At 67.0% G+C, this 26,139-nt stretch carries 24 protein-coding genes; 10 read left to right on the top strand and 14 right to left on the bottom strand.

All coding sequences use genetic code 11. The annotated features are described in order from the left end of the window. The first annotated feature begins 8 nt into the window (after positions 1-8). A complete protein-coding gene (locus ACODRV_RS06115; RefSeq protein ID WP_488907737.1) occupies positions 9-770 on the top strand; it encodes a kinase in 762 nt (253 codons plus the stop codon). Continuing rightward, entirely contained in the window at positions 767-1,090 is a 324-nt protein-coding gene (locus tag ACODRV_RS06110) for a PilZ domain-containing protein (protein ID WP_488907736.1), read from the top strand. Before ACODRV_RS06115 ends, ACODRV_RS06110 begins: the two co-directional genes overlap by 4 nt. Here the strand turns inward: ACODRV_RS06110 and ACODRV_RS06105 are convergent. The 3 genes from ACODRV_RS06105 to ACODRV_RS06095 all read right to left on the bottom strand — a co-directional run bounded on the left by ACODRV_RS06105 (position 1,087) and on the right by ACODRV_RS06095 (position 5,333). Beyond that, complete coding sequence (locus ACODRV_RS06105; RefSeq protein ID WP_488907735.1) at positions 1,087-2,046, bottom strand: dienelactone hydrolase family protein; 960 nt, start codon at positions 2,044-2,046, stop codon at positions 1,087-1,089. The genes ACODRV_RS06110 and ACODRV_RS06105 overlap by 4 nt on opposite strands. 72 nt (positions 2,047-2,118) lie before the next feature. Then, on the bottom strand, positions 2,119-2,973 hold the full coding sequence (locus ACODRV_RS06100) for an HAD family hydrolase (protein ID WP_141625451.1): 855 nt from the start codon (positions 2,971-2,973) through the stop codon (positions 2,119-2,121). Positions 2,974-3,011: 38 nt separating this feature from the next. Beyond that, a complete protein-coding gene (locus ACODRV_RS06095) occupies positions 3,012-5,333 on the bottom strand; it encodes a PAS domain-containing sensor histidine kinase (RefSeq protein WP_488907734.1) in 2,322 nt (773 codons plus the stop codon). A 171-nt stretch (positions 5,334-5,504) separates the two neighbouring features. Between ACODRV_RS06095 and ACODRV_RS06090 the strand changes: the two genes are divergently transcribed. Continuing rightward, positions 5,505-5,909, top strand: a complete 405-nt coding sequence (locus tag ACODRV_RS06090; protein ID WP_141625449.1) for a metallopeptidase family protein — start codon at positions 5,505-5,507, stop codon at positions 5,907-5,909. 4 nt (positions 5,910-5,913) lie between these two features. On the opposite strand, the gene ACODRV_RS06085 is transcribed toward ACODRV_RS06090, so the two are convergent. After that, positions 5,914-6,249 carry an excalibur calcium-binding domain-containing protein gene (locus ACODRV_RS06085; RefSeq protein ID WP_141628176.1) on the bottom strand — a complete coding sequence of 112 codons (336 nt, stop codon included), beginning with the start codon at positions 6,247-6,249 and terminating at the stop codon, positions 5,914-5,916. Between the two features lie 284 nt (positions 6,250-6,533). On the opposite strand from ACODRV_RS06085, the gene rlmN reads away from it, so the two are divergent. From rlmN to ACODRV_RS06070, 3 genes are all read left to right on the top strand, one after another. After that, positions 6,534-7,706 carry a dual-specificity RNA methyltransferase RlmN gene (rlmN, locus tag ACODRV_RS06080; protein ID WP_488907733.1) on the top strand — a complete coding sequence of 391 codons (1,173 nt, stop codon included), beginning with the start codon at positions 6,534-6,536 and terminating at the stop codon, positions 7,704-7,706. Between the two features lie 118 nt (positions 7,707-7,824). Beyond that, the gene (locus ACODRV_RS06075) at positions 7,825-8,268 is read left to right on the top strand and encodes a DUF350 domain-containing protein (protein WP_141625447.1); all 444 of its coding nucleotides are present in this window, start codon (positions 7,825-7,827) and stop codon (positions 8,266-8,268) included. A 4-nt stretch (positions 8,269-8,272) separates the two neighbouring features. Further along, entirely contained in the window at positions 8,273-9,094 is an 822-nt protein-coding gene (locus tag ACODRV_RS06070) for a S1 family peptidase (RefSeq protein WP_488907732.1), read from the top strand. 7 nt (positions 9,095-9,101) lie between these two features. Here the strand turns inward: ACODRV_RS06070 and ACODRV_RS06065 are convergent, their stop codons facing one another. The 5 genes from ACODRV_RS06065 to ACODRV_RS06045 form a co-directional block, all read right to left on the bottom strand. Then, on the bottom strand, positions 9,102-10,142 hold the full coding sequence (locus ACODRV_RS06065) for a tetratricopeptide repeat protein (protein WP_488907731.1): 1,041 nt from the start codon (positions 10,140-10,142) through the stop codon (positions 9,102-9,104). A 52-nt stretch (positions 10,143-10,194) separates the two neighbouring features. Beyond that, positions 10,195-13,038: a M16 family metallopeptidase gene (locus ACODRV_RS06060; protein ID WP_488907730.1), complete on the bottom strand. Its 2,844-nt coding sequence runs from the start codon at positions 13,036-13,038 to the stop codon at positions 10,195-10,197. Between the two features lie 93 nt (positions 13,039-13,131). After that, complete coding sequence (locus ACODRV_RS06055; protein ID WP_488907757.1) at positions 13,132-14,019, bottom strand: hydrogen peroxide-inducible genes activator; 888 nt, start codon at positions 14,017-14,019, stop codon at positions 13,132-13,134. Between the two features lie 93 nt (positions 14,020-14,112). Further along, positions 14,113-16,329: a catalase/peroxidase HPI gene (gene katG / locus ACODRV_RS06050; protein ID WP_488907729.1), complete on the bottom strand. Its 2,217-nt coding sequence runs from the start codon at positions 16,327-16,329 to the stop codon at positions 14,113-14,115. Between the two features lie 91 nt (positions 16,330-16,420). Continuing rightward, positions 16,421-17,233 carry an EcsC family protein gene (locus ACODRV_RS06045; RefSeq protein ID WP_488907728.1) on the bottom strand — a complete coding sequence of 271 codons (813 nt, stop codon included), beginning with the start codon at positions 17,231-17,233 and terminating at the stop codon, positions 16,421-16,423. Positions 17,234-17,353: 120 nt separating this feature from the next. Here ACODRV_RS06045 and mdh point away from each other — a divergent pair, with 120 nt between their 5' ends. Next, a complete protein-coding gene (mdh, locus tag ACODRV_RS06040) occupies positions 17,354-18,316 on the top strand; it encodes a malate dehydrogenase (RefSeq protein WP_141625442.1) in 963 nt (320 codons plus the stop codon). Positions 18,317-18,473: 157 nt separating this feature from the next. Here mdh and ACODRV_RS06035 read toward each other — a convergent pair whose 3' ends face one another. Then, a complete protein-coding gene (locus ACODRV_RS06035; protein ID WP_488907727.1) occupies positions 18,474-18,740 on the bottom strand; it encodes a hypothetical protein in 267 nt (88 codons plus the stop codon). Positions 18,741-18,909: 169 nt separating this feature from the next. On the opposite strand from ACODRV_RS06035, the gene ACODRV_RS06030 reads away from it, so the two are divergent. Next, a complete protein-coding gene (locus ACODRV_RS06030) occupies positions 18,910-19,248 on the top strand; it encodes a hypothetical protein (RefSeq protein WP_488907726.1) in 339 nt (112 codons plus the stop codon). Here ACODRV_RS06030 and ACODRV_RS06025 read toward each other — a convergent pair. Then, positions 19,242-19,814, bottom strand: a complete 573-nt coding sequence (locus ACODRV_RS06025; RefSeq protein ID WP_141625440.1) for a YbjN domain-containing protein — start codon at positions 19,812-19,814, stop codon at positions 19,242-19,244. The genes ACODRV_RS06030 and ACODRV_RS06025 overlap by 7 nt on opposite strands. Before the next feature lie 58 nt (positions 19,815-19,872). Then, a complete protein-coding gene (gene zapE / locus ACODRV_RS06020; protein WP_141625439.1) occupies positions 19,873-20,967 on the bottom strand; it encodes a cell division protein ZapE in 1,095 nt (364 codons plus the stop codon). Between the two features lie 223 nt (positions 20,968-21,190). Here zapE and ACODRV_RS06015 point away from each other — a divergent pair, with 223 nt between their 5' ends. After that, positions 21,191-22,237, top strand: a complete 1,047-nt coding sequence (locus tag ACODRV_RS06015; RefSeq protein WP_488907725.1) for an aspartate-semialdehyde dehydrogenase — start codon at positions 21,191-21,193, stop codon at positions 22,235-22,237. Positions 22,238-22,277: 40 nt separating this feature from the next. Beyond that, positions 22,278-23,216 (top strand): EamA family transporter RarD, encoded by a 939-nt coding sequence (rarD, locus tag ACODRV_RS06010; RefSeq protein ID WP_488907724.1) that lies wholly within the window; start codon positions 22,278-22,280, stop codon positions 23,214-23,216. 111 nt (positions 23,217-23,327) lie between these two features. Here the strand turns inward: rarD and ACODRV_RS06005 are convergent, their stop codons facing one another. After that, positions 23,328-24,464 (bottom strand): serine hydrolase domain-containing protein, encoded by a 1,137-nt coding sequence (locus ACODRV_RS06005; protein WP_141625436.1) that lies wholly within the window; start codon positions 24,462-24,464, stop codon positions 23,328-23,330. Positions 24,465-24,496: 32 nt separating this feature from the next. Next, entirely contained in the window at positions 24,497-26,128 is a 1,632-nt protein-coding gene (locus ACODRV_RS06000) for a M20/M25/M40 family metallo-hydrolase (protein WP_488907723.1), read from the bottom strand. Positions 26,129-26,139: the final 11 nt, after the last annotated feature.

Genomic DNA, 26,139 nt, shown 5'->3' with positions numbered 1-26,139 from the left:
TGATCGCCGTGGTCGGCCGCCTGATCGCGGCGGGGCCACAGGATCGTCCGCCAGTCATCGGCGTCGCGGGATCGCAGGGCTCGGGCAAGACGACACTGGCGCGCAAGGCCGCCGGGGCGTTCGGTGGGGTGCAGCTCTCGCTGGATGATGTCTATCTGACGCGGGGCGAACGGGCTGACCTCGCGCTAGACATCCACCCTCTGTTCGCCACACGCGGCCCGCCCGGAACACACGATCTCGGTCTTCTGGAGCGGACAATCATAGCCCTCTCCAACGCCGATCCGGATAGCGAAACTCCGCTGCCCGTCTTCGACAAGCTCACCGACGACCGGCTGTCGGAAGACGACTGGTCACGCTTTCGCGGACGCCCCCGCGTTATCCTGATCGACGGCTGGTGCCTCGGCGCCCTGCCTGAAGCCGCGGACGCTCTCGCAACCCCCTTGAACATCCTCGAGCGCAAACAGGACCCGGACGCCGTCTGGCGCAAAGCTGTGAACGACGCGGCAGGCGCCCGCTATCTGGCGCTGGCGGACCGACTGGATGCGCGACTGTACCTCCGCGCCCCGGGCTTCGACACCGTTCTCGATTGGCGCTGCGAACAGGAAGAAAGCCTGCGCGGTCGCCCCCTGACGCCCGAAGAATGTCACGGGATCGCCGATTTCATCCAGTATTTCGAACGTCTTACCCGTCGAATGATCGACGGCGGGGTACGCGCGGACGTCATTGTGCAACTGGATCGAAACCGTCTGCCGGTCACTATCACCTCATGACTTTCCAGGACCGTCGCCTTGAACCGCGCTCACCCGTCAACGCGCGAGGAATCGTGGTCGCGCCCGGGCTGGAAATGCCGTGCCTCATCGCCGACGTCTCGGCCACCGGCCTGAAGGTGCGATTGGACCGCAACCTGGCCGTGCCCAAACAGGTCCAGATCGTCGATCTGACCCAAGGCATCGCCATAGAAGCCGAGTTGGCGTGGTCAAAAGGGCAGGAGGCAGGCTTCAAACGCACAGGCCAAGCCAGCTTGCGCGGCCTGACCCCATCGCGTCTGGCAGACGCTCGTGCGGCCTATCTGCGGGCCGGCGGCCGTTAGTCGAGCGTTCGCGCCATGAAGGCCACGACCTTGGGCCAAGCGTCCTGACGAGCCGCCGCATCGGCCTCGGGAGAGCCCCCGCTACGCTCCACCTGGCGCACGCCGCCGTCGCCGACCAGATCATGGCCCGCATCCGGGTAGATGAGGGCCGTGGTCTCCAAACCAGCGCGGGTCCGGGTTTCCAGAATGGTCGTGGCGGCGGCGGACGCGTTCCACTGGGCGTCCCGTCCCCCGGCGATGAGCAACAGGTTCCCCGGATAGGCCTCAACCGGGATGCGCGCTGCGGCGGCCTTGTCCGGGTGATCGGCTCGGCCATTCTCGTGGATCGCGCGCAGGTCGGCGGCAGGACCGGCCAACAGGCCTTCCACAAAGCCGCGATAGGGCGTGAACGGCAGGGGACGGCCATTGAAGGAGAAGGACGACCGCGTCCCCTCTGCTTCCACCATTTCCAGACCCCAGCCCTCCCAGACCACGTCGGTCGGCGCATAGGCGACAATGCTGTCGATCCACGGATAGCGGCTGCCCGCGATCAGGGCGAATTCGGCGCCCTTGGACACCCCGAACAGGCCGAACCGCTCCACGTCGGCGCCCGCCATGCCGCGCAGCGCCTCGCGCAGTTCCGCGATCTGATCGACCCGAATGTCGATGAAGCTCCCCGGAAGGTTCGGGAATTTCGGCGGCGGGCCGTACTCGCCCCAGTTCGGCGAATAGTAGGGAAGCCCGACAGCGGCGTATCCCATGCGGGCGAGGATGGGGCCGAAGCGAACGCCGGCCTCATCGTTGCCGTCCGCGCCGTGCAGGATGACGACGACGGGCTTCGGCTGGTCCCCCACAGTATAGAGGACGGCGTGCGGGAAACCCGCGATGGGCCTTTGGGTCACGTCCTGCGCCATGGCCGCCCCTCCGAACAATAGGGCGGTGATCAGCGTCAGCAGGCCGGTCAGTCGGGTCAGCATGGACATCTCCCCCGGCGGTTCATCCGCCTTCATAAGGGTAGTCGCCGCCGATGACGGTTCCGGATGCAGCGATCAGATGCCTTCGGGCATGGTCTTGGCGGTGATGGCGATACGGCCGATCAGGCCCTTCACGATCAGGTCCAGCGCCGAGCCCTCACGATAGTCAGCGGCCGCGACGAAGTTCACGCGATCCTCCGAGATCAGCGAATAGATCTTCTTCTGGTCCCGCTCGGAGTTACGCGGATCGTAGACGGCGACCGAGAAGCCGCCCTTGGTGTGCATCATCTTCATGGTCGGAACGTCGGTGTCCCCGTCGCCCAGGAAGATCATCCGCTCGAACGGGATCGGGCGGGCGTCGTCAGCCATGAATTTGTTGATCTTGTCGTGCTCCCAGTGGTTCAGCACGCCCTTGTTGATGCGGAAGAGGTACTGAGTCTTGGTGGTGTAGTTCACACCCACCGCCGGCCAGATGGCGACGCCATCCTTGTCGTAGACGAATTTCGACGCGAACACATGGTGGAACTCATCGCGGATCGGACAGCCGTCGATCATCTCCTCCAGCCCGGCGGAGACGATGTAGTGCTCGATATCCAAGCCGTACTCGCGGCCCTTGGCGTTGATGCGCTCGAACCAGCCCTTGCCGGTCAGGTCGCTTTTCAGGCCGTCGAACAGCTTCACGTCCTGCCCGTGCTCACGCAGCCCCTCGCGGGTGATCGGCGCGCCGTTCTGGCGGGCGTGCTGCAGCATCAGCTGCATGTACATCAGGATGCCGTCGCCGTCGGCTTCCTTGGTCAGCGCCTCGGCCTCGCCCCAGAAGTCGCCGATGCCCATGCCCACGGACGGAATGAAGCTGACTTCCTGCATGTTCCCGCGGGCGAGGGTGCCGTCGAAGTCGTAGATGAGGGCGGTCTTGAGCAGCTTGGCCATAGGGCGGATCCTGAAGTTCTCCGCCGCTCTATACCAAACTAGCCGAGCCGCAACTCCGGCGCGGCGGCGACGCTCGCTGCTTCCAGGGGCAGATGCAGAATGAAGGCCGCGCCCTTGCCGGGTTCGCTCTCCACCTCGGCCCAGCCGCCGTGCAACTCGACAAGCGCCTTCACCAGCGCCAGACCGACCCCCGGGCCGCCCCGCTCGCGCCGGACGAAGCGATCAAAGACATGGGCTTGCAGATGGTAGGGAATACCCCGCCCGCTGTCCTCGACCCGGAGACGGATCTCGGAAGGTGCGCCCTCGGCGATCAGATTGACCGAGCCGCCCTCGCCCACCGCACGGGCGGCGTTGTCCAGAAGATGCTCCAGCGCCTGCCCGACCCGCTGCGCATCGGCGCGGATGGGACGCAGACCCGCCGGACAAGTCACGGTCAGGGTCGCGCCCCGGCCCTCGATCCGGGCCCGCACCTTTTCGGCTGCGGTGTCCAGAAGATCGCTGACCCGGACATCGCCCAATGTCAGTTCCATCTCGCCCGCATCAATCTGGGCCATGTCCAGCACATCGTCGATTGAGGTCGCCAGTTGGCTGGCGGCGACGCGGATGGCGCCCGCGTGCTGCCGGCTTCGCTTGGGCAGATCGCCTTGCAGTTCCAGCAGTTCGGAGTAGCCGACGATGGTCGTCAGCGGTGTGCGCAGTTCATAGGAGACGCTGCCCACGAACTCGCGCTTCAATGCCGTGGACTCTTCCAGCGCCTGCGCCTTGGCGGCCAGCGCCTGCTCCAGCTCACGGCGGGCGGTGACATCCGAGAAGGCCACCAGTGTAGCGCCGTCGGGAAGCGGGCGGGTCTGCCAGGCGGCCACGCGACCATCGGCGGTGCGTCCCTCGCCCGAGATCGGCACACGGCTTTCGGGGTCCGGATCAGCAACCCGCGCCTTCAGGCCCAGCCAGAGGCTCTGGTCCGGCATGGTCTTCTGGCAGAGGGCGGCGACGGCGTCGAAATCCCCGGCCGCGCGCAGCTGTTCGCCGGTCACGCTCCAGAAGGTCTCGAACGCCTCGTTGTGCAGGCGGATACGGCCGTCGGAACCGAACACGGCGACGGCGTCGTTGAGCTTGTCGAGCGTCGCCGTCTGGACCTGGATCTGGGCGTTGAAGCGGCTGCGCAGTTTCAGCTCGTCAGTGATATCCGAGAACAGCAGCAGGACCCCGCCCAGCGGGTGCGGCTGACGCACGACGCGCAGGGTGCGCCCGTCCGGCAGGGACCAGCTGTCATCCGGCGCGGCCGCGGCGGCCCCGTAGAAGTCCAGCTCGCGCGCCTTCCAGCCCGCATAGTCGATGACCTCGGGCAGCAGGCGGCGCTGGCGCAGGCGGTCCAGCAGTTCGGCATGCGTCGGCCGCTCATCGAGATAGCCGGGATCGACGCTGAACATCTGCTGGAAGGCGGTGTTGTGGAACGCCAGCCGCCTGGACGGGCCGAAGATGGCGACCGCGTCGGCGATATGGTTCAGGGTTTCGTCATGGGCCTCGACGTGGCGACGCAGGGTGTCGCGCGTCTCCTCGGCCTCGGTCATGTCCAGGGCAAAGGCCAGTACGCCGCCGCCGGGCGCGGGCTCGGCGACGATCCGCCAGGCGCGGCGACGTCCGCCGCCCGTCGTCCAGCGGAAGCCTTCCTGACGCTGATGCAGCCGCCCGGCTTCGGCCACGATGGCGTCCGCGCCGCGGTCGAAGGTCAGGGTCTTGTCGCGCGCGGCCTCGACCGTCTCGACCTTCATTTCGGCCAGCCAGGCGCGGTTGGCCCAGGCCAGACGCCCGCCCGCATCGACTACCCAGGTCGGCGCCGGATAGTAGTCGGCCAGCAGCCCCAGCCCGCTCTCTGCCGCCGTGCCGATCAGCCCAAGCCGGGACAGGCGCAGCCAGGCGGCGCCGGCGGCGCTTCGGCCCTCGACCGCCCACGCACCGGACTCGCCTTCCAGCACGGCGTCGAACGCCTCGCCACGCTCGATCAGCCCATCCACACGCGGTCCGGCCACGCCGCGCACGGCGTCCAGAACCACATAGGCAGGGTCATCGGGGAAGACCTCGACGCCCTTCGTCAGATCCCGGACAATCATGTCCCATGTTGCGGGCGAGCCCAGTCGGTCAGCCCCGCCGCCGGGCGTCAGGGCGACACGAACGTCCTCGAACGCCGCCAGCGCGCCGTCCCGGGCGGACAGATCGAGATTCGCCTTCTGCATGGCGGCCTCAAGCGCGGTGTTCCGTTCGGCCAGGCGCGCACGCAGCCGCGCGGCCCAGGCGCTGAGCGCCAGCGCCAGTCCCGCGGCGCCCGCGGTCGCGACATAGGCGATGTCCGCCTCGGCCATGTGTGTCGTTCAGCTCCCGAGCCCTGATTCGGTAACCATAACGCATGGGCGGCGGGGAGCTAGGGCGTAGGACTTGGAGCTTGGTGCTTGGGGCGCGGTCTCGAGATGCGCGAACCGGCCGCATGTGCAGACCTTCTCAAGCAGAGCCCTACGCCCTAACTCCTACGCGCTATGCAATGGTCCGATCAACTCGCCCCCTCCCTCGAGGATTTCGCCCGGCTGGCGAAGGCCGCGTTCGACGACCTGCCCCAGCCGTTCAAAGGGCTGGCGGGCGATGTCGTCATCCGCGTCGATGACTTCGCGGACGACGAGGTCTTGGCCGGCTTTGGCATGGAGGATCCGTTTGAGCTGACCGGCCTGTATCATGGGGTCGACATCGGCCGTCGCGACAGCATGGGCCCGGCGGCGGAGCCCGCCCGGATATTCCTGTATCGCCGCCCGATCCTCGACGAATGGGCCGAGCGTGGGGACGTCGGCCTTAGCGAGATCATCGCCCACGTCCTGATCCACGAGATCGGCCACCACTTCGGTCTGGATGACGACCAGATCCACCACATCGAGGATGGGGCGGAGTGAGGGCCTACTGTCTATTCCTCGCCCACTCGCATCCGACACCGTCGCCGTCAGCATCGAGATGACGACCGTATCCCTGGTGGCCGCGACGAACCGGGGCAGCATCTGCCCCATACGCGTCGGCGCAACTGCTGAACGCCAATCCAAAGTCCGCCTGAGCTGAAGGCAGGGACTCGCAGGCGACGCCGTCGTCGTCCTGATCATTCCATCCCCAGTAACCCGGCTTTCCCCTGACCGCCGGCGCCAACTCCAACCCTCGCGTTGTGGCGCATCCGGTTGAAGCAGCCAGATGCCGAAGGCTGTCGAAGGGCGTAAAGGGGCTCAGGACCAGCGCCGTAAACATCCCCCCAAAGACCAGCAGGAACAGCGGCGCAGATCCCCGAAACCGCCTCGCCCTACGCCTTATGGCGACCCGTCGGTTGTGCGCCGCGTGTACATTGCCGAACCGGCGGCGGATGCGCGCGAGGCGCGCGGCCTCCCGCGCCATTTTCTCTTCGGCTTTACGTCCCTCACGCCTCATGCACGCAAAGATAGAACGAGACGGTTGACGTTCCGTGCATGGGCCCGCCTTAAATCCAGCGCGATCTGTGGTATAAGGCCGTTCTCCCGACTTCGAAGGATGCCGCCTTGAGCCTGACGCTCGACCTTTCGCGCACGACCGCGACCCCGTCTGCAGCCCCGGTCAACCTGTCCGGTCTGACGCGCGCGGAGCTGCGGCAGGCGCTGATCGACGCCGGGGTCTGTCCGCCCGAGAAGGCCAAGATGCGGGCATCGCAGGTGTGGAGCTGGATCCACCACTACGGCGTCACCGACTTCGCGGCGATGAGCAATGTCGCCAAGGACATGCAGGCCAAACTGGCCGAGGCCTTCACCCTGGCCCGCCCCGAGATCGTCGAGCGTCAGGTGTCGAAGGACGGCACCCGCAAATGGCTGATCCGCACCGCGCCGGGCATCGAGATCGAGACGGTCTACATCCCCGACGTGGGCCGCGCCGGCGCCCTGTGCGTGTCGTCTCAGGTCGGCTGCACCCTGAACTGCACCTTCTGCCACACCGGCACCCAGAAGCTGGTCCGCAACCTGACCGCCGCCGAGATCGTGGCCCAGGTCCAGGTCGCCCGTGACGATCTGGGCGAGTGGCCGTCGCCCAAGGAAGACCGCCGCCTGTCGAACATCGTGTTCATGGGCATGGGCGAGCCGCTCTACAATCTGGACCACGTCTCCAACGCCATCGACATCATCTCGGACAACGAAGGCATCGCCATCTCGCGTCGCCGGATCACCGTGTCGACCTCCGGCGTGGTGCCGAAGATCGCCGAGCTGGGCGAGCGCACCCAGACCATGCTGGCCATCAGCCTGCACGCCACCAACGACCCGCTGCGCGACGTGCTGGTGCCGCTGAACAAGAAATACCCGCTGGAACAGCTGATGGCGGCGATCCGGGCCTACCCCGGTCTGTCGAACGCCCGCCGCGTGACCTTCGAGTACGTGATGCTGAAGGGCGTCAACGATAGCCCCGAGGAAGCCCGCGCCCTGATGAAGCTGATCGAGGGCATTCCGGCCAAGATCAACCTGATCCCGTTCAACCCCTGGCCGGGCGTCGAGTATGAATGCTCGGACTGGAAGACGATCGAGCGTTTCGCGGCCATCCTGAACAAGGCCGGTTACGCCAGCCCGATCCGGACACCGCGCGGCCGTGACATCCTGGCCGCCTGCGGTCAGCTGAAATCAGAGAGCGAGAAGGTGCGGGCCAGCGCCCTGCGCAAGGCCGGTGTCGAGGGTGGAGAAGCGGAAGCGGCCTGACCTTGTCCCGCCGCTGATACACGCTGTCATCAATCTTGACCGACTGTGTCGTTCGCGCGCTTGCGGATTGGGGCGAAAAGCGGGCAATCCTCGCTGACCCCCTGACCCACGGACCCTCATGGACAGTTCGTCCCTTTCACGCGTGCTCGACAGCGCCGAGGTGCAGGCCTTCGCAACCGGCTTTCCCACGACGCTTGCCCATCTGGCGGTGACGCTGGGCCTGCTGCTGGCGGGGGCCGTGATCTACGCCCTGTTCACCCCGTGGAAGGAGATCACCCTGATCCGCGAGGGAAACGCCGCCGCCGCCGTGGCCTTCGCCGGGGTGCTGGTCGGACTGGCCATCCCTCTGGCCGTCAGCCTCAGCGTCTCAACCTCGGTGAAGGACATCGTCCTTTGGGGCGTGGCGACCCTTGTGCTTCAGCTTCTGGCCTTCCGTCTGATCGACATGCTGCTGACTGGCCTCCCGCAACGCATCCGCGACGGCGAGATTTCCGCTTCGGTCCTGCTGGTCGGCGCCAAGCTGGCGACCGCCCTGATCCTCGCGGCGGCCTTGACAGGCTGATGCGATGAGGCCGCCCGACTGGCTGATCTATTCTTCGGTGTTGGGCGCCCTGCTGATCGCCTCGCTGAGCCACCGGGAGAATGCCGACGCCCCTCCCGCCCCGGCTCCACCAGATGAAATCGAGGGCGCCCTGCTGGGCCCGGTGACCCCGTTCGACCCCGCCGTCACCGTCAACGCGCCCGACATTCCTTTTCAGCCCAGCACCGGCACCGCCTTCTCTGTCGCCCGAACGGGACGATGGGTGACCGCACGCCATGTCGTCGAGGGCTGTCGCCAGCCGGCGATCCTGGTCGGAGGCGGTCGAGCCGTGGCTGCCGACGTGCGCCTTTCGCCCCGCGCGGACATCGCCGTCCTGCAAACCGAGGGCGGCCCCTCCGCCCTGCCGATCGCGCCGGTCGAAGGCATGCACAGCGGCCAGCGCGGCTTCCACCCCGGCTATCCGCAGGCGCGGGCGGGCGAGGTGACCTCACGCCTGCTGGGCCGGGAAACCCTGAAGGTGCGCGGGCGTGGCCAGCGGAATGAACCGGTTCTGGCCTGGGCGGAGGTCGGGCGCACCGATGGCCTCGGCGGCACGCTGGCGGGTCTGTCCGGCGCGCCGGTCATGGACCGTCAGGGGCGCGTCGTCGGCGTGACCATCGCCGAAAGCCCCCGTCGCGGCCGCATCTACACCACCGCGCCCGAAACTTTCCAGCCGACCGTGCGCGGCATACAGAAAGCCGACGAGCCCCTGATGGGCCGGGTTGTCACGGTCGACAATTATGGTCTCGTCGCCGACGATCTTCGCCGGGACCTGCGGGTCGCGCGGGTGGTCTGTCTGTCAGCCTGACCCCGTCTCAGCGCGGGGCGCCGTTGGCCGAGACCCACTGCTCGCGCGCCAGACGGACCTTGGCCGGATCAGCCGTCGCGATCTGGGTCGACAACTGTCGCAACAATGTCCGTGCGATCTGATCGCCACTCTCGGCCGCCAGTTGCAGATAGGCCGCGCCGGTCGCCAGATCGACAGGGCCGCCTTCGCCGACCGCCATCATGGCGCCCAGTCCCCGCAGGGCGTGAGCCGACCCTCCGCGCGCCGCTCGCAGATACCAGTTCCGGGCCGCGGGAGCATCGACTGCGCCGCCCTGGCCGATCGCCAGCATGACGCCCATCGAGATCATGCCTTGCTCGTAACCGGCATCGGCCGAGCGCTGAACGTACTGCCGCGCCAGCGCCGGATTGGCGGCCACCCCGACGCCGTCGAGAAGCATCATCCCCACTTGCCACTGGGCGCGATAATCCCCGGCGTCGGCGGCGATCTTCAGATGGCGATAGCCTGCCTCCGGATCAGGCTGGATGCCCCAACCGTTCTGGTAGGCCCGCCCCAGAAGGAACTGGGCGTCCATGTTGCCGGGCGACTGTTGGACCGCCGTCTCCATCAGGCGGGACCCGCGCTCCAGATCCTGCTCCACTCCATTACCGAACAGATAGGCGCGCCCCAGTGGATAGGCGGCGATGCCCATGAGGTCGGGCTCGACATCGCGCAGCATCTCGACCGCGCGCGCGTCATCCCCGGCATCGTCATTGAGCAGCAACCGCGTACCCAGATTCAGCCGCGCGCCCTTTGATCCATTGGCGAACGCCTGTTCCCAAAGCTGCATGGCGCGTTCCGGATCGGCGGGAATCCCCGGTGGCGGATCACTGACGACAATCGCCACCATGTTCATCGCCTCGGCATCACCGGCGGCGGAGAGGCGTTCGAGTTCCGCCAGAGCCGAAATGGGTTCTTGCTGAAGAAGGGTGATCGCCTTCTCGAGCGAATCCGCCTCCTGCGCCCGGACCGGACCGGCGACCATCAGAGCGACTGCGCCGAAGGCAGCCGCGAGGATGTGCAGTTTCATCATGAGCCCTCCGACGCCGACGTTCGCCGGAGCCGGAGGGAAGATCAACGCCTTAGCGCAGCGAGGCGGAATCCAGATTCAGCGCGGTCAGCGGCAGAACCTCGACGTTCGGGTGTTTGGCCCGGATGGCGTCGATGAACTGCGACGCGTCCCCTACGATGACCAGACTGGCGTTGGCGACTGGCAGGTGCTCGGCGAAGGCCGCCTGAACCTGATCCGGCGTGATCGCCTCCACCCGACCGACATAGGCGGCCAGATCGCTCATCGGCAGGTCGTAGAGCGCCAGGTTGGCGACCACGCCGCCCAGCCCGTCGACGGTCTCCAGCGAGCTGCCGAAGGCCCCCGACAGAATCGCCTGACGCGTGGTCATCTCGCTCTGGGTCGGCTGGGTCGTCGACAGACGGTTCACCTCGCCCAGGATCAGATCAGCCACCTCGGCGGCGGCGTCATTGCGGGTCTGGGCATAGGCGACGAAGGCGCCATCGTCCTGACGGACACCCAGATTCGAGCGCGTGCCGTAGCTGAGGCCCCGCTTGATCCGGATCTCCTGATTGAGGCGCGAGGTGAAACTGCCGCCCAGCAGGGTGTTGCCGAGGGTCAGCGGGAAGAAGTCCGCGTCCGTCCGGTCAATGCTGCGCATGGCGACATAGACGGCCGCCTGACCGGCGCCGGGCTGGTCGATGACCACGACCCGCGGAGCGACGGCGACACCCGCCGGATTGGCGCGCGGCGCGGGCGCCGGCCCGGCGGCGCGCCAGTCGCCGAAGGCCTGCTCGGCCAGGGCTCGGGCCTGGGCCACCGTGATGTCGCCCGAGAAGATCAGGCGCGCCGTCTCGGGACGATAGCGCGAGGCGTGGAAGGCGGTGACATCCTCACGGGTCAGACCCGGCAGGGAGTTCGGCGTACCGCCGCCGGGCGCGCCATAGGCGGCGTCGCCATAGACCACGCGACCGGCGGCCATCGAGGCGACCGGGCCGGGCGAGCTGAGCGACACGCGCAGTCCGTCCAGCGACTGATCCCGCTGGCGCTCAACCTCCTCGGCGGCGAAGTCCGGGCGGCGAACGACGTCGGCCATCAACGACAGGGCCTGCGGGAACACGTTGGCCGGAGCGTTGACCGAAACGTTCGAGAAGTCCGGACCGGACGAGGCGCCGAGCTGGGCGCCCAGTTGTTCGATCTGGGCCGCGATCTCGGGAGCGGAACGCCCGCTGGAGCCCTGCGTCAGCAGACCGGCGGTCAGCACCGACAGACCGGTCTTGGCGCCGTCGTCCGCCGAACCGGCGGCCAGACCCAGACGGGCCGAGATCAGGGGCAGACCCGGCTTGCGGGCGACATAGACCTCCAGCCCGTTCGACAGGGTAAAGGTCTCCACTGCCGGGGTGGCCAGTTCGACCGCCGGACCGGCAGCCGGGATCGGAGTACGCTGCGCCTCGGGCAGCAGTTCGAAGATACGGCCGACCGGGGCCAGATCCGCGACCTTGACCGGAGCTTCAACGTCCACCGACTGGGCCGTGACCGGGTTCTGGTCGTCGGCGTTCAGATAGCGGATGGCGATGCTGCGGTTATCCGTCAGGTAGCGACGGGCGACCCGCTGGATGTCGGCGGCTGTCACCGCTTGCAGGGCCGCGATCTCGGCATCTGCAGAGGCGGCGGAACCTGTGTTGATCAACGACCAGCCCAGCACATTCGCGCGGTCCTCGACCGTCTCACGCTCACGCAGGGCTCCCGCGACCAGTTCGTTCTTGGCCTCGGCCAGTTCAGCAGCGGTGACCGGCGCGTCACGCAGACGGGCGGCCTCGGCACGCAGGGAAGCCAGACCGGCTTCCGGCGTCTCGCCCTCGGCCATGATGGCGTAGGTGATGACCGCGCCGGCCTGCTGGCTGGCGTCGACATTCGAGCTGGCCTGCGTGGCGATCTTCTGATCGTAGACCAGCGAGCGATACAGGCGGCTGCTCTCACCCGTCGACAGGATGCCGTCCAGCACCGTCAGCGCTGCACGGTCCGGATCGTCGTAGCGCACGCCCGGCCAAGCCAGCACAACGGCGGGCAGCGGGACGTTCGGCGCATAGAAGGTCGCCTCGCGCGGACCGGTCGGCTCGGGCTCACGCACATCGTTGACCGGCAGCGGGCGGTCCGGATTGGTCAGCGGACCGAAATACTGGTCGATCCAGCGGTCCAGCTGCGCCTGATCGAAATTGCCCGCCACGATCAGATAGGCGTTGTCCGGACGATAGAAGGTCGCGTGGAAACGGCGCACGTCCTCAATGGTCGCGGCGTCCAGGTTCTCGATCGAACCGATTGTCGAGCGACGATAGGGATGATCCTGATAGATGGTCGCCGGAACGAACAGGCTGAACAGGCGCCCATAGGGGCTGGCCAGAACGCCTTGCCGGTATTCCTCCTTCACCACGTCGCGTTCGCTGGCGAACACGGATTCATTGACCACCAGCGAGCCCAGACGATCCGCCTCGGCGAAGATCAGGCGCTCTAGGTGATTGGCCGGAACCGTCTCGTGATAGGCGGTGACGTCATCGGAGGTGAAGGCGTTGTTGTTGCCGCCCACATCTTCGGTCAGGCGATCGAAGGTCTCGTCCGGGAAGTTCTGCGTCGCCTTGAACATCAGATGTTCGAACAGGTGGGCGAAGCCGGAGCGGTCCTGGGGGTCGTCCTTGGAGCCCACGCGATACCAGACCTGCACGGTGACGTTCGAGGTCGAGGTGTCCCGCGACGTATAGATCTTCAGCCCGTTCGGCAGGGTGCGCTCCTGGAAGCCCAGCGGCGGGACGGCCACCTGACCGGCGGCGGAAGCGGCGGTCTGCGCCAGTGCGGGCGAGGCGGCGGGCAGGCCGAGCAGCAGGGCTGAAACGGCGGCGGTAAGGATCAGGCGGGTCTTCATTGGGGGGCAACTCCGGACGCCCGGACGACGGGCGGGGGCGACCCTATCAGGGCCGGTCCGGGGCGCACCTTACAGACTCGTAATGAAGCGCCTTCAGTCCAGTCGCAGGGCTTCGGCCAGAAGCTTCGCCTCCGCCGCGCGACTGGAGCCCGCGCGCCAGGCGACCACGATCTCGCGTCGGGGAGCCTTGGCTGCGATGGGGCGAACCACCACGCCGGGCATGTCGGCCAATCCCGCGCGCACGGCCATCTCCGGCAGGAAACTGACGCCCAGGCCGGAAGACACCATCTGCACCAGCGTATGCAGACTGGTGGCGGCGAAAACGTCATCCCCCTTGGGAGCCTCGATATCGAAGGCCGCCAAGGCCTGATCACGCAGACAATGCCCGTCTTCCAGCAGGATCAGGTCCTCCGCTTTCAGGGAACCCGGCGGGATCGGCCCCTCGCCCGCCAGCGCGTGACCGACCGGCGCGGCCGCCAGAATTTCATCATCGCCGATCCGCGCATGCTCGATACCCGCCGCGCTGTAGGGCAGGGCGATGACGGCGGCGTCGAGATGGCCGCTCTTAAGCGCCGCGACCAGCCTGGGCGTCAGATCTTCCCGGATGAACAGGCGCAGGTTCGGATAGGCCGTCTTGATGCCGGGCAGGCGCGCCGGAAGCAGGAACGGCGCGACCGTCGGTATGACGCCCAGCCGAAACCGACCCGACAGAGGCTTGCCCGCATTGCGCGCCGCTTCGACCAGATCCTCCGTGCGGGCCAGCACGTCCTCGGCCCGGCGCACGGCCTCGGCGCCGACAGCCGTCAACTGGACATTGCCGCGCGTCCGTTCGACCACCGGCGCGCCGAGAATGCGCTCCAGCTCCTGCACGCCCGCCGACAGAGCGGGCTGACTGACATGGGCGGCCTCGGCGGCGCGGCTGAACGAAGCGTGCTCGGCGAGCAGACGCAGATATTGAAGCTGGCGGAGCGTGGGGAGCATCCGCGCCACATAGGGCGTCGTTATCGACATGGCAAAGTGCATCAGAAAAGCCGCCCGTTTCCACCTGCCGGAAACGGGCGGTTCCTTGAAGCGTCAGGCCTTCAGATCGTATCGATCCGCGTTCATGACCTTCACCCAGGCGGCGACGAAGTCCTTGACGAACTTCGGCCCGGCGTCGGCCGAGGCATAGACCTCAGACAGGGCCCGCAGCTGCGAGTTGGAGCCGAACACCAGATCGGTACGGGTCGCGGTCCAAAGTTCCTCACCGGTCTCGCGGTCGGTGCCGACGAAGGTTTCGTCACCCTCACCGTCGACCTTCTTCCAGCCGGTCTTCATGTCCAGCAGGTTGACGAAGAAGTCGTTGGTCAGTTGGCCCGAACGATCCGTGAGCACGCCGTGGGTCGAGCCGCCGTGATTGGCGCCCAGCACCCGCAGACCCCCGACCAGAACGGTCATCTCAGGCGCGGTCAGGCCCAGCAGCTGGGCCCGGTCCACCAGCAGTTCCTCGGTCGGAACATTGAAGCGCACCTGCAGATAGTTGCGGAAGCCGTCAGCGCGGGGCTCCAGCACCGCGAAGCCCTCGACATCGGTCTGCTCCGCGGAGGCATCGGTGCGGCCCGGCGTGAAGGGAACCTCGACAGGAGCCCCCGCGGCCTTCGCCGCCTGCTCGATCCCGACGGAACCGCCCAGCACGATCAGGTCGGCGATGGAAACGTTCAGGCCCGAAGACGCCTGGATGTCTTCATAGACCTTGAGGACCTTCGCCAGCTTCGCCGGCTCATTCACGTCCCAGTCTTTCTGCGGAGCGAGGCGCAGACGGCCGCCGTTGGCGCCGCCGCGATGGTCCGAACCACGATAGGTCGCCGCCGCCGCCCAGGCCGTCGAGACCAGCTCGGCCGTGGAGAGGCCCGACGCCGCGATCTTCTCCTTCAGGGCGCGGACATCGGCATCTCCGACAAGCGGGCCCGAATGCGCCGGGATCGGATCTTGCCAGATGAGATCCTCCGCCGGAACGTCCGGGCCGAGATAGCGAACCTTCGGCCCCATATCGCGGTGACACAGCTTGAACCAGGCGCGGGCGAAGGCGTCGGCGAAGTAGGCTGGATCAGCCCGGAACTTCTCCATGATCTTGCGGTATTCAGGATCGACCTTGAACGCCATGTCAGCCGTGGTCATCATCGTCGGGACCTTCTTGCCCGGCGTATGCGCGGCCGGGGCGAGGGTCTCCTGCGGATTTCCGACCGGCTGCCACTGCTTCGCCCCGGCGGGCGAGCGGACCAGCTCGTAGTCGTGGTCCAGAAGCATGTCGAAATAGGTCATGTCCCAGGTGATCGGGGTCGGGGTCCATGCGCCCTCGATGCCCGAGGTGATGGTGTGGTCGCCGACGCCGCTTTCATGGCCCGACTGCCAGCCCATCCCCTGCTGGGCGATGTCCGCGCCTTCCGGAGCCGCGCCGACCTTGGAGGCGTCACCGGCGCCGTGGGCCTTGCCGAAGGTGTGGCCGCCCGCGGTCAGCGCCGCCGTCTCCTCATCGTTCATACCCATGCGGGCGAAGGTTTCGCGAATGTCACGGGCCGACTGCAGGGCTTCGGGCACGCCGCCGGGTCCCTCGGGGTTCACATAGATCAGGCCCATCTGTATGGCCGCCAGAGGAGCCTCAAGCGCCGCGCCGTCATCCGGACGGATGCGGGTCTGGTTGCCCTCATCCCCGACCCAGTTCTCCTCGGTGCCCCAGTAGACGTCCTTCTCGGGCTCCCACACATCGGCGCGACCGCCGCCGAAACCGAACACCGGCCCGCCCATGCTTTCGATGGCCACATTGCCGGCCAGGATCATCAGATCGGCCCAGCTGAGCTTGGCGCCGTACTTCTGCTTGATCGGCCACAGCAGGCGGCGCGCCTTGTCGAGGTTGCCGTTGTCCGGCCAGCTGTTCAGGGGGGCGAAACGCTGCTGCCCCGCGCCCGCGCCGCCACGCCCGTCACCGGTGCGATAGGTGCCCGCCGAGTGCCACGCCATACGGATGAAGAAGGGGCCGTAATGGCCATAGTCCGCCGGCCACCAAGGCTGGCTGTCCGTCATCAGGGCGGTCAGATCCCGTTTCACCGCCGCCAGATCCAGCGTCTTGAACGCCTCGGCGTAGCTGAAGTCGTCGCCCATCGGGTCGCCCGACTTTCCTTGCTGGTGCAGGATGTCCATCGTCAGCTGGTTGGGCCACCAGTCACGATTGGTCCGACCCAGAAGGCTGCGCAGCGCGGCCGGCTCCTTCTTCGGATCATTGAGGGGCGTCGCGCCTCCGGCGTGTCCGTCCATGGTCGTCGTCTCCCTGATGCTGTGGGAGCACCTAAAACCATGACGACCATAAGGGGAAATCGATAAACCTTGTCGTCAGAAACAACAAAACTTATGGAACCTCCGGATTCGATAAGCAGTCCGCCTCCGCGAACCACCGCATCCGGCAGGCCATGATCGCGGTTTCGCCCAACCGCTCGACAAGCCGCCAGTTGACCACGGCCCCGACCGGCGCGCCGATCAGAGGGAGCAACTGAGCCATCTTGGCCAGATCGATGTGATCCCGGTACTCAAGCTGGAAGGTACGCCAGTCATAGTCGGTCAGGACCTGCGGCTGATCGATGTCGGCGATCCACCGCTCCAGATCGGCCAGCGCTTCGGGGCGTCTTCGGGCGCTGGCGAAGGCCAGATGGAAGATGTGCAGCACGAATAGCCGCTCACGCACCGATCCGTCGCCCCAGCCGTAGGCGGCGACGATCTCGCCCAGCATGCGCACCTTGATCGCCATCAGGGCCGGGAAGTCGGCGGCGGCCAGCACGAAGCCGCCGGCCCCCGCCACTCCGCCTTCGATGCTGGCGGTGTTCCGATAGGCGCGGATCGTCGCGCGGGCCTTCTCCTCCCTCACGGCCAGTCCGCCCGCCGTCATGGGCTTGGCCTTCAGAAGATCAGAGCCGAACAGAATACCTTTCGTCATCGCCTCCACCCCCGTGGTGACGATCCGATGCACGCGTTCGGGGATGATCCGATTGATCCGGTCCTGTGTCCCGCGCGCCGCCTTGTCCCAGAAGCCCGGGCGCTTCAGCACCTTATCGCGCCAGATCAGCATCTGGTCCTTCACGACGCGCTCGTCCGTGACAGCGACCAGACCGGTCGGCACATCGTCCGGATCAATGATTTCGGGCAGGGTTTCGGGTGTGCGGGTCATGTCCGGAACAGGGTAGGACAGTCCTCACGCGGCGTCACGGTTGCAGGCCGGGCCGCACGGGTCTAGACCGCCGCCGACCGCGGTTCGCAACCGCACACATTCCTCCCGGAGACAGACAGCATGGCTCGCGCGAAGATCGCCCTCATCGGCGCCGGTATGATCGGCGGCACCTTGGCTCACGTTGCGGCGCGCGAAGCGCTGGGCGACGTGATCCTGTTCGACATCGCCGAGGGCACCCCGCAGGGCAAGGCTCTGGACATCGCGGAAGCCTCGGCCGTCTTCGGTCAGGACGTGGCCCTGAAGGGCGCCAACGACTACGCCGACATCGCCGGCGCCGACATCTGCATCGTCACCGCCGGCGTACCGCGCAAGCCGGGCATGAGCCGCGACGACCTGATCGGCATCAACCTGAAGGTCATGAAGGCCGTCGGTGAGGGCATCAAGGCCCACGCCCCGAACGCCTTCGTCATCTGCATCACCAACCCGCTCGACGCGATGGTCTGGGCCCTGCAGAAATTCTCGGGCCTGCCGAAGGAGAAGGTCGTCGGCATGGCCGGCGTGCTGGACTCGGCCCGCTTCGCCTACTTCCTGGCTGAAAAGACCGGAGTGTCGGTGCAGGACATCCACGCCTGGACGCTGGGCGGCCACGGCGACGACATGGTCCCAATGGTCCGCCACTCGACCGTCGGCGGCCTGCCGCTGCCGGATGCCGTCGCCGCCGGCTTCCTGTCGCAAGCCGAACTGGACGCTATCGTCGAACGCACCCGCAAGGGCGGTGGCGAGATCGTCGCGCTGCTGAAGACCGGCTCGGCCTTCTACGCCCCGGCGGAATCGGCCATCGCCATGGCCAAGTCCTACCTGCTGGACCAGAAGCGCGTCCTGCCTTGCGCTGTATGGCTGTCGGGCGAATACGGCCTGTCGGACCTGTACGTCGGTGTTCCGGCCCTGATCGGCGCCGCCGGCGTCGAGAAGATCGTCGAGTTCACCACCAACGACGAAGAGAAGGCGATGTTCGCCAAGTCGGTGGAGTCGGTTCAGGGCCTTATCCAGGCCTGTAAGGACATCGAGCCCTCGCTGGCTTAACGCCAGCGGCGCTAACGCTCGCGACGCGGTCGCTCGCTACTTGAGCGCAACCCGTTCGCCCTCAGGCAGCGAGGCTCCGCGAGCCGAGCGATAGGGCCATAAAGAATGAGGGCCGTGGAGCGATCCACGGCCCTTTCTTCATGACAATCCTGGGGGTTCAGCCCGGGTCGCCCGGCAATCCGCTACAGGCGGCATGCGCGGCGGCGTAGCAGGCTTCAAACGCAGCGGCCTCGTCGATGTCGCCCAGATTGGGCGGCCGGATATTGCCGAAGGCGTCACGAGGGTAGCAGCCGTAATAGGCGTTGAACGCGCATTCGTCGTAAGGCGTCCCGGGGAAGTCCTGCGCGCCGGCGGTCGAGACCAACGGCGTGGCGGCGAGGGTGAACGCGGCCGTAGCGGCGGCGGCGGCAAGGCGGATCAGCATCAGTCTATCCTCCCGATCGGCCCGGATTGGGCCCACCGGCAGCAAAGCCCGCCCGCTGCGCCCCGGCAACCCCTGATTGCCGAATCTTCAAGACAACAATCTTTGAGTTATCAGCTCGACGTACCCTCGGGCGCCACATAGGCTGTTCGGCGAACCACGGGAGACGCCGATGCTGCCCCTCCTTCTCGCGCTGATGTCCGACCCGGCCGTCACAGCAACGACGTCTACCCCGCCGACAGACCCTCTGGCCGCTGCGGAAGCCCGAGCGCTTCAGCGCACCGCCCCCTTGAGTCAGGCAGGGTGTGAGAATCCCCAACTGCAGCGCGCGGGACCGGTCGTGGCCGGTACAACACCGCGTCCGTCGCTGAACGACCTGATGCACCGCTCGGGTGATGCTGTACGTGTCGATCTTCTGCTCGAGCGAAGCATCAACGGCTGTTCAGCCCCGCTGTCCTTCACCATCAACACCCTGCCGGTGCAGCGCCAAGACTCCGCTCCGGCTTACTGACCCGACGGCGGGGCGGCGGGCGGCTGGGCCGCGGGCAGGCTTGAGAACAGCGACCGCGCGAACTGGGTCAGAAGCTGAAGCCATATGTAGGTCGGCTCCTGCAGCTGGTCTGAGCCGTTGGTCAGTAGCAGCAGATCATACTGGGCCAGAATGGTCGCATCCCCGCCAGGCTGGGCCGGCCCGATCCAGACCGCCTTCAGATAGCGGCTTTCCCGGTTCCAGGCCGAAACCTGGGCTTCGGTGACCGGACCGGTGAACACCGCATTGTACTGGAGGTCGTCACAGCGCGTCTGACAGCCGAACAGGCTCAGGCTCCAGGGCAGGGGGCTGTCCTGCACCCGAACCAGAAAGCCGCCCTCGACCGGGACCGGATCCACGACATTGCCGCCCAGAGCCGTCAGCCACGCCTTCACCTCCGGCGCGGTCACGCCTCGATCAACAGCAGCGATCTGGGAGGCCGGGGACGGCGCGGACGCCTGGCCCCGATCTCCGGCGTTGGCCGGCAGGGCGGCGGAGGCCAGACCCGTGGCGGCGGCAAGGGCGGCGAAGGCGGTCAGTCGGCGCATATCGATCTCCGTAGGGCTCGCGATCCAGCCGGATCGGCAGAGCGGAATTGTGGCCGCGTCAAATCTCGCGCTGATGGGCCAGCCAATCCGCTGACGCCATCTCGTTCAGGCGCGACACCGTCCGTTCGAACTCGAACGCCCCGACGCCCTGGGTGTACAACGCTTCCGGCCGTGCGACCGCGAGCCCGATCAGACGGGTTTTCGCCTCGTACATCGCGTCGATCAGGGTCACGAACCGCCGGGCCTCGTGATGGTTCGCCGGGCCCAGAACCGGAATCCTATCGAGGAAAATCGTGTGGAAGCGGGCGGCGATGGCCAGATAGTCCTGCGGACCGAGGGGACGCGCACACAGATCCTCGAAAGTCGCGCGCGCCATGCCGCCCGCCGTGCGCTCGACCACCACGTCACGCCCCAGAACCGTCAGATGGGCGGGTTCTTCGGGCTCACCACCACGCAGCTCAAACCACAGGGTCTCGAACGCGTCGCGTTGATCCGGAGTGAACCAGACCGGCGAGCCCATCAACCGATCCAGTCGCCAGTCGCGCGCGCCATCGATCTCGACCACCGCGCAACGCTTCTGGATCTCGGCGATGAACGGCAGGAAAAGCTGGCGATTCAGCCCGTTCTTGTACAGCTCGGTCGGCGCGCGGTTCGAGGTCACAGCCAGCACCACCCGGCGTTCGAACAGGGCTTCGAACAAACGGCCCAGAATCATGGCGTCGGCGATGTCGGTGACCTGAAGCTCGTCAAAGCACAGCAGCCGCGCCTCGGACGCGATCAGCTCGGCGATCGGTTCGATGGGATCATCGCCCTTGTGGATGCCGAAGATCGCCTGACGGGTCTTCCGGTCTCCCTTTCGCCACTGATCGACCAGCTTGTGAATGCGGGCCATGAAGGCGTGGAAGTGGGCGCGCATCTTGCGCGGCTCGGGAGAGCTGGAGACGAACAGGTCCATCAGCATGGACTTGCCCCGTCCCGGCGGGCCCCAGATGTAGATGCCCTGAACCGCCGGAGGCTTTCCGAAAAGGCTCTTCTTCATCAGGTCGGCCTCAAGCCGCTCCAGCGCCTTGATCAACGGCTCCTGAGCCGGGTCGGGCGTCAGAACGCCTTCCTCGATGCGGATGTCGTAGGCGGAGCGGATGCGGGAGGTCATCCCGCCCGGCATAGCCTTGCCGGGGCGAGGAGGAAAGCACGCCCATAAGGGCGATGTATGGGAAAGGGCGTCGTTCTCAGGCTGAACCGTCCGCGCGCGGTTGCAAAACCGATTGCTTCGCGGCCGCGAAAGACTACATGCAGGCTCGCTTGACTAAACTTTTTCGCGCTCAGGCAGCGAGCGACCGCATCGCGACCGCCAGCGCGTCCTAAGGAATACTCATATGGGCTATCGCGTCGCCGTCGTCGGGGCCACCGGCAATGTCGGTCGGGAGATGATGAACATCCTCGAGGAGGTCGACTTCCCCGTCGACGAAATCCACGCCATCGCCTCGCGAAAATCCAAGGGCGTCGAGGTCGCGTTCGGTGACCGCACCCTGAAGTGCCAGGACCTCGAGCAGTTCGACTTCTCGACCGTCGACATTGTCCTGATGTCGGCCGGCGGTTCTGTGTCGAAGGAATGGTCCGAGAAGATCGGCAAGGCCGGTCCGATCGTGATCGACAACTCCTCGGCCTGGCGCATGGACCCCGACGTGCCGCTGATCGTGCCGGAGGTGAACCCGGACGACATCAAGCTGGCGACGAAGAAGAACATCATCGCCAACCCGAACTGCTCGACCATCCAGCTGGTCACCGCCCTGCGTCCGCTCCACGACGCGGCGAAGATCAAGCGCGTCGTCGTCTCGACCTACCAGTCCGTCTCGGGCGCCGGAAAGGAAGGCATGGACGAGCTGTGGAACCAGACCAAGGCCATCTACGGTCTGGGCGACGCCACGCCGAAGAAATTCCCCAAGCAGATCGCCTTCAACGTCCTGCCCTTCATCGGCTCGTTCCGCGACGACGGCTATACCGATGAAGAAGCCAAGATGTGGCTGGAGACGCAGAAGATGCTCGATCCGAACATCAAGCTGACCGTCACCTGCGTCCGCGTTCCGGTCTTCGTCGGCCATTCCGAGGCCGTAACGGTCGAGTTCGACCGCCCGATCACCCCGGACGAGGCCCGCGCCGTCCTGCGGGACGCGCCGGGCGTCCAGGTCGTCGATAAGCACGAGGCCGACGGCTACATCACGCCTGTCGACGCCGCAGGCGAGTTCGCCGTCTACGTCAGCCGCATCCGCAAGGACCACACGGTCGAGAACGGCCTGTCGTTCTGGGTCGTCTCGGACAACCTGCGCAAGGGCGCCGCCCTGAACGCTGTCCAGATCGCCCAACTGCTGGACGAGACCGGGACGATCAAATCGTCGTCCGGCTACCGCACCCTGAACGTCTGACACTTTCCGTCTCGCCGCTCCCCCGGCGATGGAGAAGCCCATGACCACCGCCACCGGCCCCGACGCGAGCCGCCCCGCCCTGCTGTCCGCTTTCGGCTGCTACACCCTGTGGGGGCTGATGCCCCTGCTGTTCATGGGCCAGCACGCCATCGGCTTCGATGCCTTCGAAATCCTCGCCCACCGCGCCCTGTGGGCGGTTCTGGTCGCGGGCCTTCTGGTCGTTCTGGCCAAACAGGGCGGGCAGGTCATGGCGGTGTTCCGCTCGCCGAAGACCTTGCTGTGGCTGATGCTGTCCACGGCCCTGATCGCGGTGAACTGGGGTCTGTACGTCTGGGCGACGACCCATCACGCCACGCTGGAGGCCAGCCTCGGCTACTACATCAACCCGCTGCTCAACATGATCGTCGGACTGTGGCTGTTCCGCGAGAAGATCGACAAATGGGGCTGGGTGGCCATCGGCATGGCGGCTGTCGGCGTTCTGCTGCAGGCGCTGGCTCTGGGCCGCCCGCCGTGGATCTCCATCGCCCTGGCCATCTCGTTCGCCAGCTACGGCGTGATCCGCAAACGCGTGCCCATCGAGGCGCAGGCGGGCCTGTTCATCGAATGCCTGCTGCTGGCCCCGCTGGGCCTGCTCTGGATCGTATGGCTGCTGCATACCGGCGCCAGTGCGGGCTTCGACAGCCCCGTCAACCTGACCTGGGCGCTCGCCAACGGTCCGGCGACCGTCCTGCCGCTGGCCCTGTTCGCATGGTCAGCGCGCCGACTGCCCCTGTCGACCATCGGCTTCATTCAGTTTCTGGCGCCGACAATCCAGTTCGTGATCGGCGTCTGGTCCGGCGAGCAGCTGACGGGTCTGCGGATCGCCTCCTTCGCCTTTATCTGGACGGGCGCAGGCGTGTTCGCCGCCGCCGCCTTCCTGCGTCAGCGCGCCGCCCGGCTGGCGCTGAAGAACAGCGCGGAAGAGGCGGTCGGAGGGTAAGCGGCGAGTGAGTCGTGAAAAGTGAGTGGCGAGTCCGCCTGGAACCGGGCTGCGGCGCCGGGTTGGGCGCCATCCTTTCTACTCGCTACTCACCTATCACCTTTCACGCCTTCAAAGCGCCCCGTACAGCGCTCCGATCAGCCGCTGCGCCCTCGGGTCGCCAATGAGATGCGGCGACTGCCGGGTCATGACATAGGCCGCCGACAGCCCCCTCGCCGGATCGGCGAAGGCGCAGCTACCGCCCCAGCCGCAATGGCCCACGGCGTCCGGATTGGTCCCGAAGATGTTGAGGCCCGAGTTGCGGGTGAACCCGGCGGCCCAGCTCATCTCATAGGGCAGCACCCGGTCCTGCCCGTGAACACGCTCGCGCGTCGCGGCTGCCAGCACCTCCGGCGACAGCACCGTCCGTCCCTCGAACTCACCACCGGTCGCCAGAACACCGACGATCCGCGCCAGATCGGGCGCCGTGCCGTGCAGGTTGGCGGACGGGATCTCGATTGACCGCCACTCGGCCGAACCGCGCCCGCCGGGCGAGGAGCCCTTGTCGAGGAAGGCGGCCTTCTTGATCGCGTCGATCTCGCCGAGGCTGGTGGCCTTGGTCGGCTTGCGCATCTGGGCGACGCGGTCGTGCTCGGCCTCCGGCAGGCCGATCCACAGATCGAGACCGGGGAAGTCTTCCCGCAGGGCCGTGCCCATGGTCCGCCCATCGACGATGCGGAACAGCTCGCCCGCCAGATAGCCGATGACGATGGGGCTATAGCCCGAGGCCGTGCCCGGCGCCCACATCGGCGTCTGGGCGCACAGCCGGGCCAAGGTCGCCTCGCGGTCGAACCAGATGGCCGGATCCTCGGGCGTATCAAAGCCCGGCAGACCCGCCTGATGGCTCATCATCTGGGCGACGGTGATCCGGTCCTTGCCCGCCTGACCGAAGGCCGGCCAGTAGCTGGCCACGGTCGCCTCATAGTCCATCAGACCACGCTCGACGCAGGTGGCGATCAGCAGGGCCATCACCGCCTTGCCGGTCGAGAACACCGGGGTCAGGGTCCGCTCGCCGAACGGGATCGTCCCCGCCGCATCAGCCGAACCGCCCCACAGGTCGATGACCGTCTCGCCGCCCATGCGGACGCTGAACCGCGCGCCCTGTTCGTTCAGCCCTTCGGGCGCGTCATTGAAATTGGCGGCGAAGGCGTCCTTCACGGCGGCGAAGGCGGCAGGGCAGATGCCTTGGATGTCGGGGAGGGAGGTCATGGAGGGGGATCTAGCCGCCAGACACGCCGCTGTCACCGCCGCCGGTCGGCCGACGCCGCCCGGGCCGCCTCGAACTCGGCGCCCTCATTCCACTGCGGCCACTCGCGGCTGTCGGCCAGATCGCGACCCACGGCGTAAAGCAGGTTCACGTCCACGGCGGCGGCGTCCATCACCCAGTCGGGCGTCCATTCGTCCGAGGGCTTGTGATAGCGGTTCTGGACGTAGTCGCGGCTGGCCGCGTTGTGCCCGGTGAAACCGGCGGCCGCGAACACCGCAGGCACACCCATCCTGGCCAGCGGAAAATGGTCCGAGCGGTAGAAGCCGCCCGCCTGAGGCGCCGGGTCGGGGATCAGGCGACGCCCCTGTTCGGTGGCGCGACGCTCTACCCAGCGATCCGTCTCGCTCTTGCCGGCGCCGATGACCACGACCTCGGGCGAGACCTCGGTGCCGGGCAGGAAGCTGTCCATATTGATGTTGGCGACGGTCGTCTCCAGCGGCCAGACCGGGTTGGCGGCGTAGTATTCCGCCCCCAGCAGCCCCGCCTCCTCGGCGGTCCACGCGGCGAACACGACCGACCGTTCCGGCGGTGTTCCCGCCTTGAACATCCGGGCCAGCTCGATCATCGCCGCCACGCCCGTCGCATTGTCCACGGCGCCGTTATAGATGTCGTCGCCGTTCTGCGGCGTGGCCCGGCCATAGGCGTCCCAGTGGGCGCCATACAGCACCGTCTCGTCCGGATGCTCCGAACCCGGAATACGGGCCAGAATGTTACGGCTCTCGATGGTCGCGTGGGTCTGGCCGAAATCCATCGACATCGTCACGCCCGGCAACTCCACCGGAAGGAAGGCCTCGCTGCGGGCCTGATAGCGCAATCGGGCGTAGTCGAGGCCCGCGTCGCGGATCAGTTGCTCGGCCACATCGCCCTGGATCCAGCCCTGCGCCGGAACGCGCTCGGCCTCCCAGTTCGCACGCACGATGTCGAAGTCCGGCGCGGTCGAGGATCCTTCCAGAACGCTCCAGCCGTAACCGGCGCCCGTGGTGTCGTGGATCACCAGCACCCCAGCCGCGCCCTGCCGGGCCGCCTCCTGGAATTTGTAGGTCCAGCGGCCGTAGAAGGTCATGGCGTTGCCGTCGAACCGCCCGGCCACCGGATGTCCCTCGGGCGCGCCGAAGTCCGGGTCATTGACGATGACGAGGATGATCTTGCCCCGCACATCCACGTCCTTGAAGTCGTCCCAGCCCTTCTCGGGCGCATCGACGCCGTAACCGGCGAAGACCACCGGCACGTCGGTCAGGGTGATGCGATCCACCGGACGGTCGCTGGCCACGAGAATCTGCGGCCCACGCTCCAGCGTGCGCACCTGCCCGTTCACGGTAGCGGTGATGGTCGCCGGGCCGGCTTGCTGTGTCCGGCTCAGATGGGCGACCTGCACCCACTGACCATCCGGCCCGCCGGGTTCGAGGCCCAACGCCTGAAACCGGCTGACCACATAGTCGACGGTCTTCTGCTCGCCCGGAGTGGCGACGCCCCGTCCCTCGAACTCATCCGAGGCCAGAACGCGGGTGTGCTCATTCAGCCGGGCCGGATCGGCCTGCTGCGCGTGAGCGGCGCCCGCGAGACAGAGCAGCGCCGTGGTCGAAACGAGGATCGATTTCAGGCGCATGGCTCTACTCC

Source organism: Brevundimonas sp. FG8 (assembly GCF_057808845.1).
Note: the sequence above shows the minus strand (reverse complement) of the source record. Positions and strands in the feature narration are given on the sequence as shown.

What these genes read in the sequence shown, in the direction of transcription:
- zapE (WP_141625439.1), bottom strand. Translation starts at nt 20,967, where the DNA reads ATGACCTCCCGCATCCGCTCCGCCTACGACATCCGCATCGAGGAAGGC.
- ACODRV_RS06005 (WP_141625436.1), bottom strand. Translation starts at nt 24,464, where the DNA reads ATGACCTCCCTCCCCGACATCCAAGGCATCTGCCCTGCCGCCTTCGCC.
- ACODRV_RS06085 (WP_141628176.1), bottom strand. Translation starts at nt 6,249, where the DNA reads ATGTTTACGGCGCTGGTCCTGAGCCCCTTTACGCCCTTCGACAGCCTT.
- ACODRV_RS06000 (WP_488907723.1), bottom strand. Translation starts at nt 26,128, where the DNA reads ATGCGCCTGAAATCGATCCTCGTTTCGACCACGGCGCTGCTCTGTCTC.
- ACODRV_RS06045 (WP_488907728.1), bottom strand. Translation starts at nt 17,233, where the DNA reads ATGACCCGCACACCCGAAACCCTGCCCGAAATCATTGATCCGGACGAT.
- ACODRV_RS06070 (WP_488907732.1), top strand. Translation starts at nt 8,273, where the DNA reads ATGAGGCCGCCCGACTGGCTGATCTATTCTTCGGTGTTGGGCGCCCTG.
- ACODRV_RS06090 (WP_141625449.1), top strand. Translation starts at nt 5,505, where the DNA reads ATGCAATGGTCCGATCAACTCGCCCCCTCCCTCGAGGATTTCGCCCGG.
- ACODRV_RS06025 (WP_141625440.1), bottom strand. Translation starts at nt 19,814, where the DNA reads ATGCGCCGACTGACCGCCTTCGCCGCCCTTGCCGCCGCCACGGGTCTG.
- ACODRV_RS06105 (WP_488907735.1), bottom strand. Translation starts at nt 2,046, where the DNA reads ATGCTGACCCGACTGACCGGCCTGCTGACGCTGATCACCGCCCTATTG.
- mdh (WP_141625442.1), top strand. Translation starts at nt 17,354, where the DNA reads ATGGCTCGCGCGAAGATCGCCCTCATCGGCGCCGGTATGATCGGCGGC.
- ACODRV_RS06075 (WP_141625447.1), top strand. Translation starts at nt 7,825, where the DNA reads ATGGACAGTTCGTCCCTTTCACGCGTGCTCGACAGCGCCGAGGTGCAG.
- katG (WP_488907729.1), bottom strand. Translation starts at nt 16,329, where the DNA reads ATGGACGGACACGCCGGAGGCGCGACGCCCCTCAATGATCCGAAGAAG.
- ACODRV_RS06110 (WP_488907736.1), top strand. Translation starts at nt 767, where the DNA reads ATGACTTTCCAGGACCGTCGCCTTGAACCGCGCTCACCCGTCAACGCG.
- ACODRV_RS06030 (WP_488907726.1), top strand. Translation starts at nt 18,910, where the DNA reads ATGCTGCCCCTCCTTCTCGCGCTGATGTCCGACCCGGCCGTCACAGCA.
- ACODRV_RS06055 (WP_488907757.1), bottom strand. Translation starts at nt 14,019, where the DNA reads ATGCTCCCCACGCTCCGCCAGCTTCAATATCTGCGTCTGCTCGCCGAG.
- rarD (WP_488907724.1), top strand. Translation starts at nt 22,278, where the DNA reads ATGACCACCGCCACCGGCCCCGACGCGAGCCGCCCCGCCCTGCTGTCC.
- ACODRV_RS06060 (WP_488907730.1), bottom strand. Translation starts at nt 13,038, where the DNA reads ATGAAGACCCGCCTGATCCTTACCGCCGCCGTTTCAGCCCTGCTGCTC.
- ACODRV_RS06095 (WP_488907734.1), bottom strand. Translation starts at nt 5,333, where the DNA reads ATGGCCGAGGCGGACATCGCCTATGTCGCGACCGCGGGCGCCGCGGGA.
- ACODRV_RS06100 (WP_141625451.1), bottom strand. Translation starts at nt 2,973, where the DNA reads ATGGCCAAGCTGCTCAAGACCGCCCTCATCTACGACTTCGACGGCACC.
- ACODRV_RS06065 (WP_488907731.1), bottom strand. Translation starts at nt 10,142, where the DNA reads ATGAAACTGCACATCCTCGCGGCTGCCTTCGGCGCAGTCGCTCTGATG.
- ACODRV_RS06015 (WP_488907725.1), top strand. Translation starts at nt 21,191, where the DNA reads ATGGGCTATCGCGTCGCCGTCGTCGGGGCCACCGGCAATGTCGGTCGG.
- ACODRV_RS06035 (WP_488907727.1), bottom strand. Translation starts at nt 18,740, where the DNA reads ATGCTGATCCGCCTTGCCGCCGCCGCCGCTACGGCCGCGTTCACCCTC.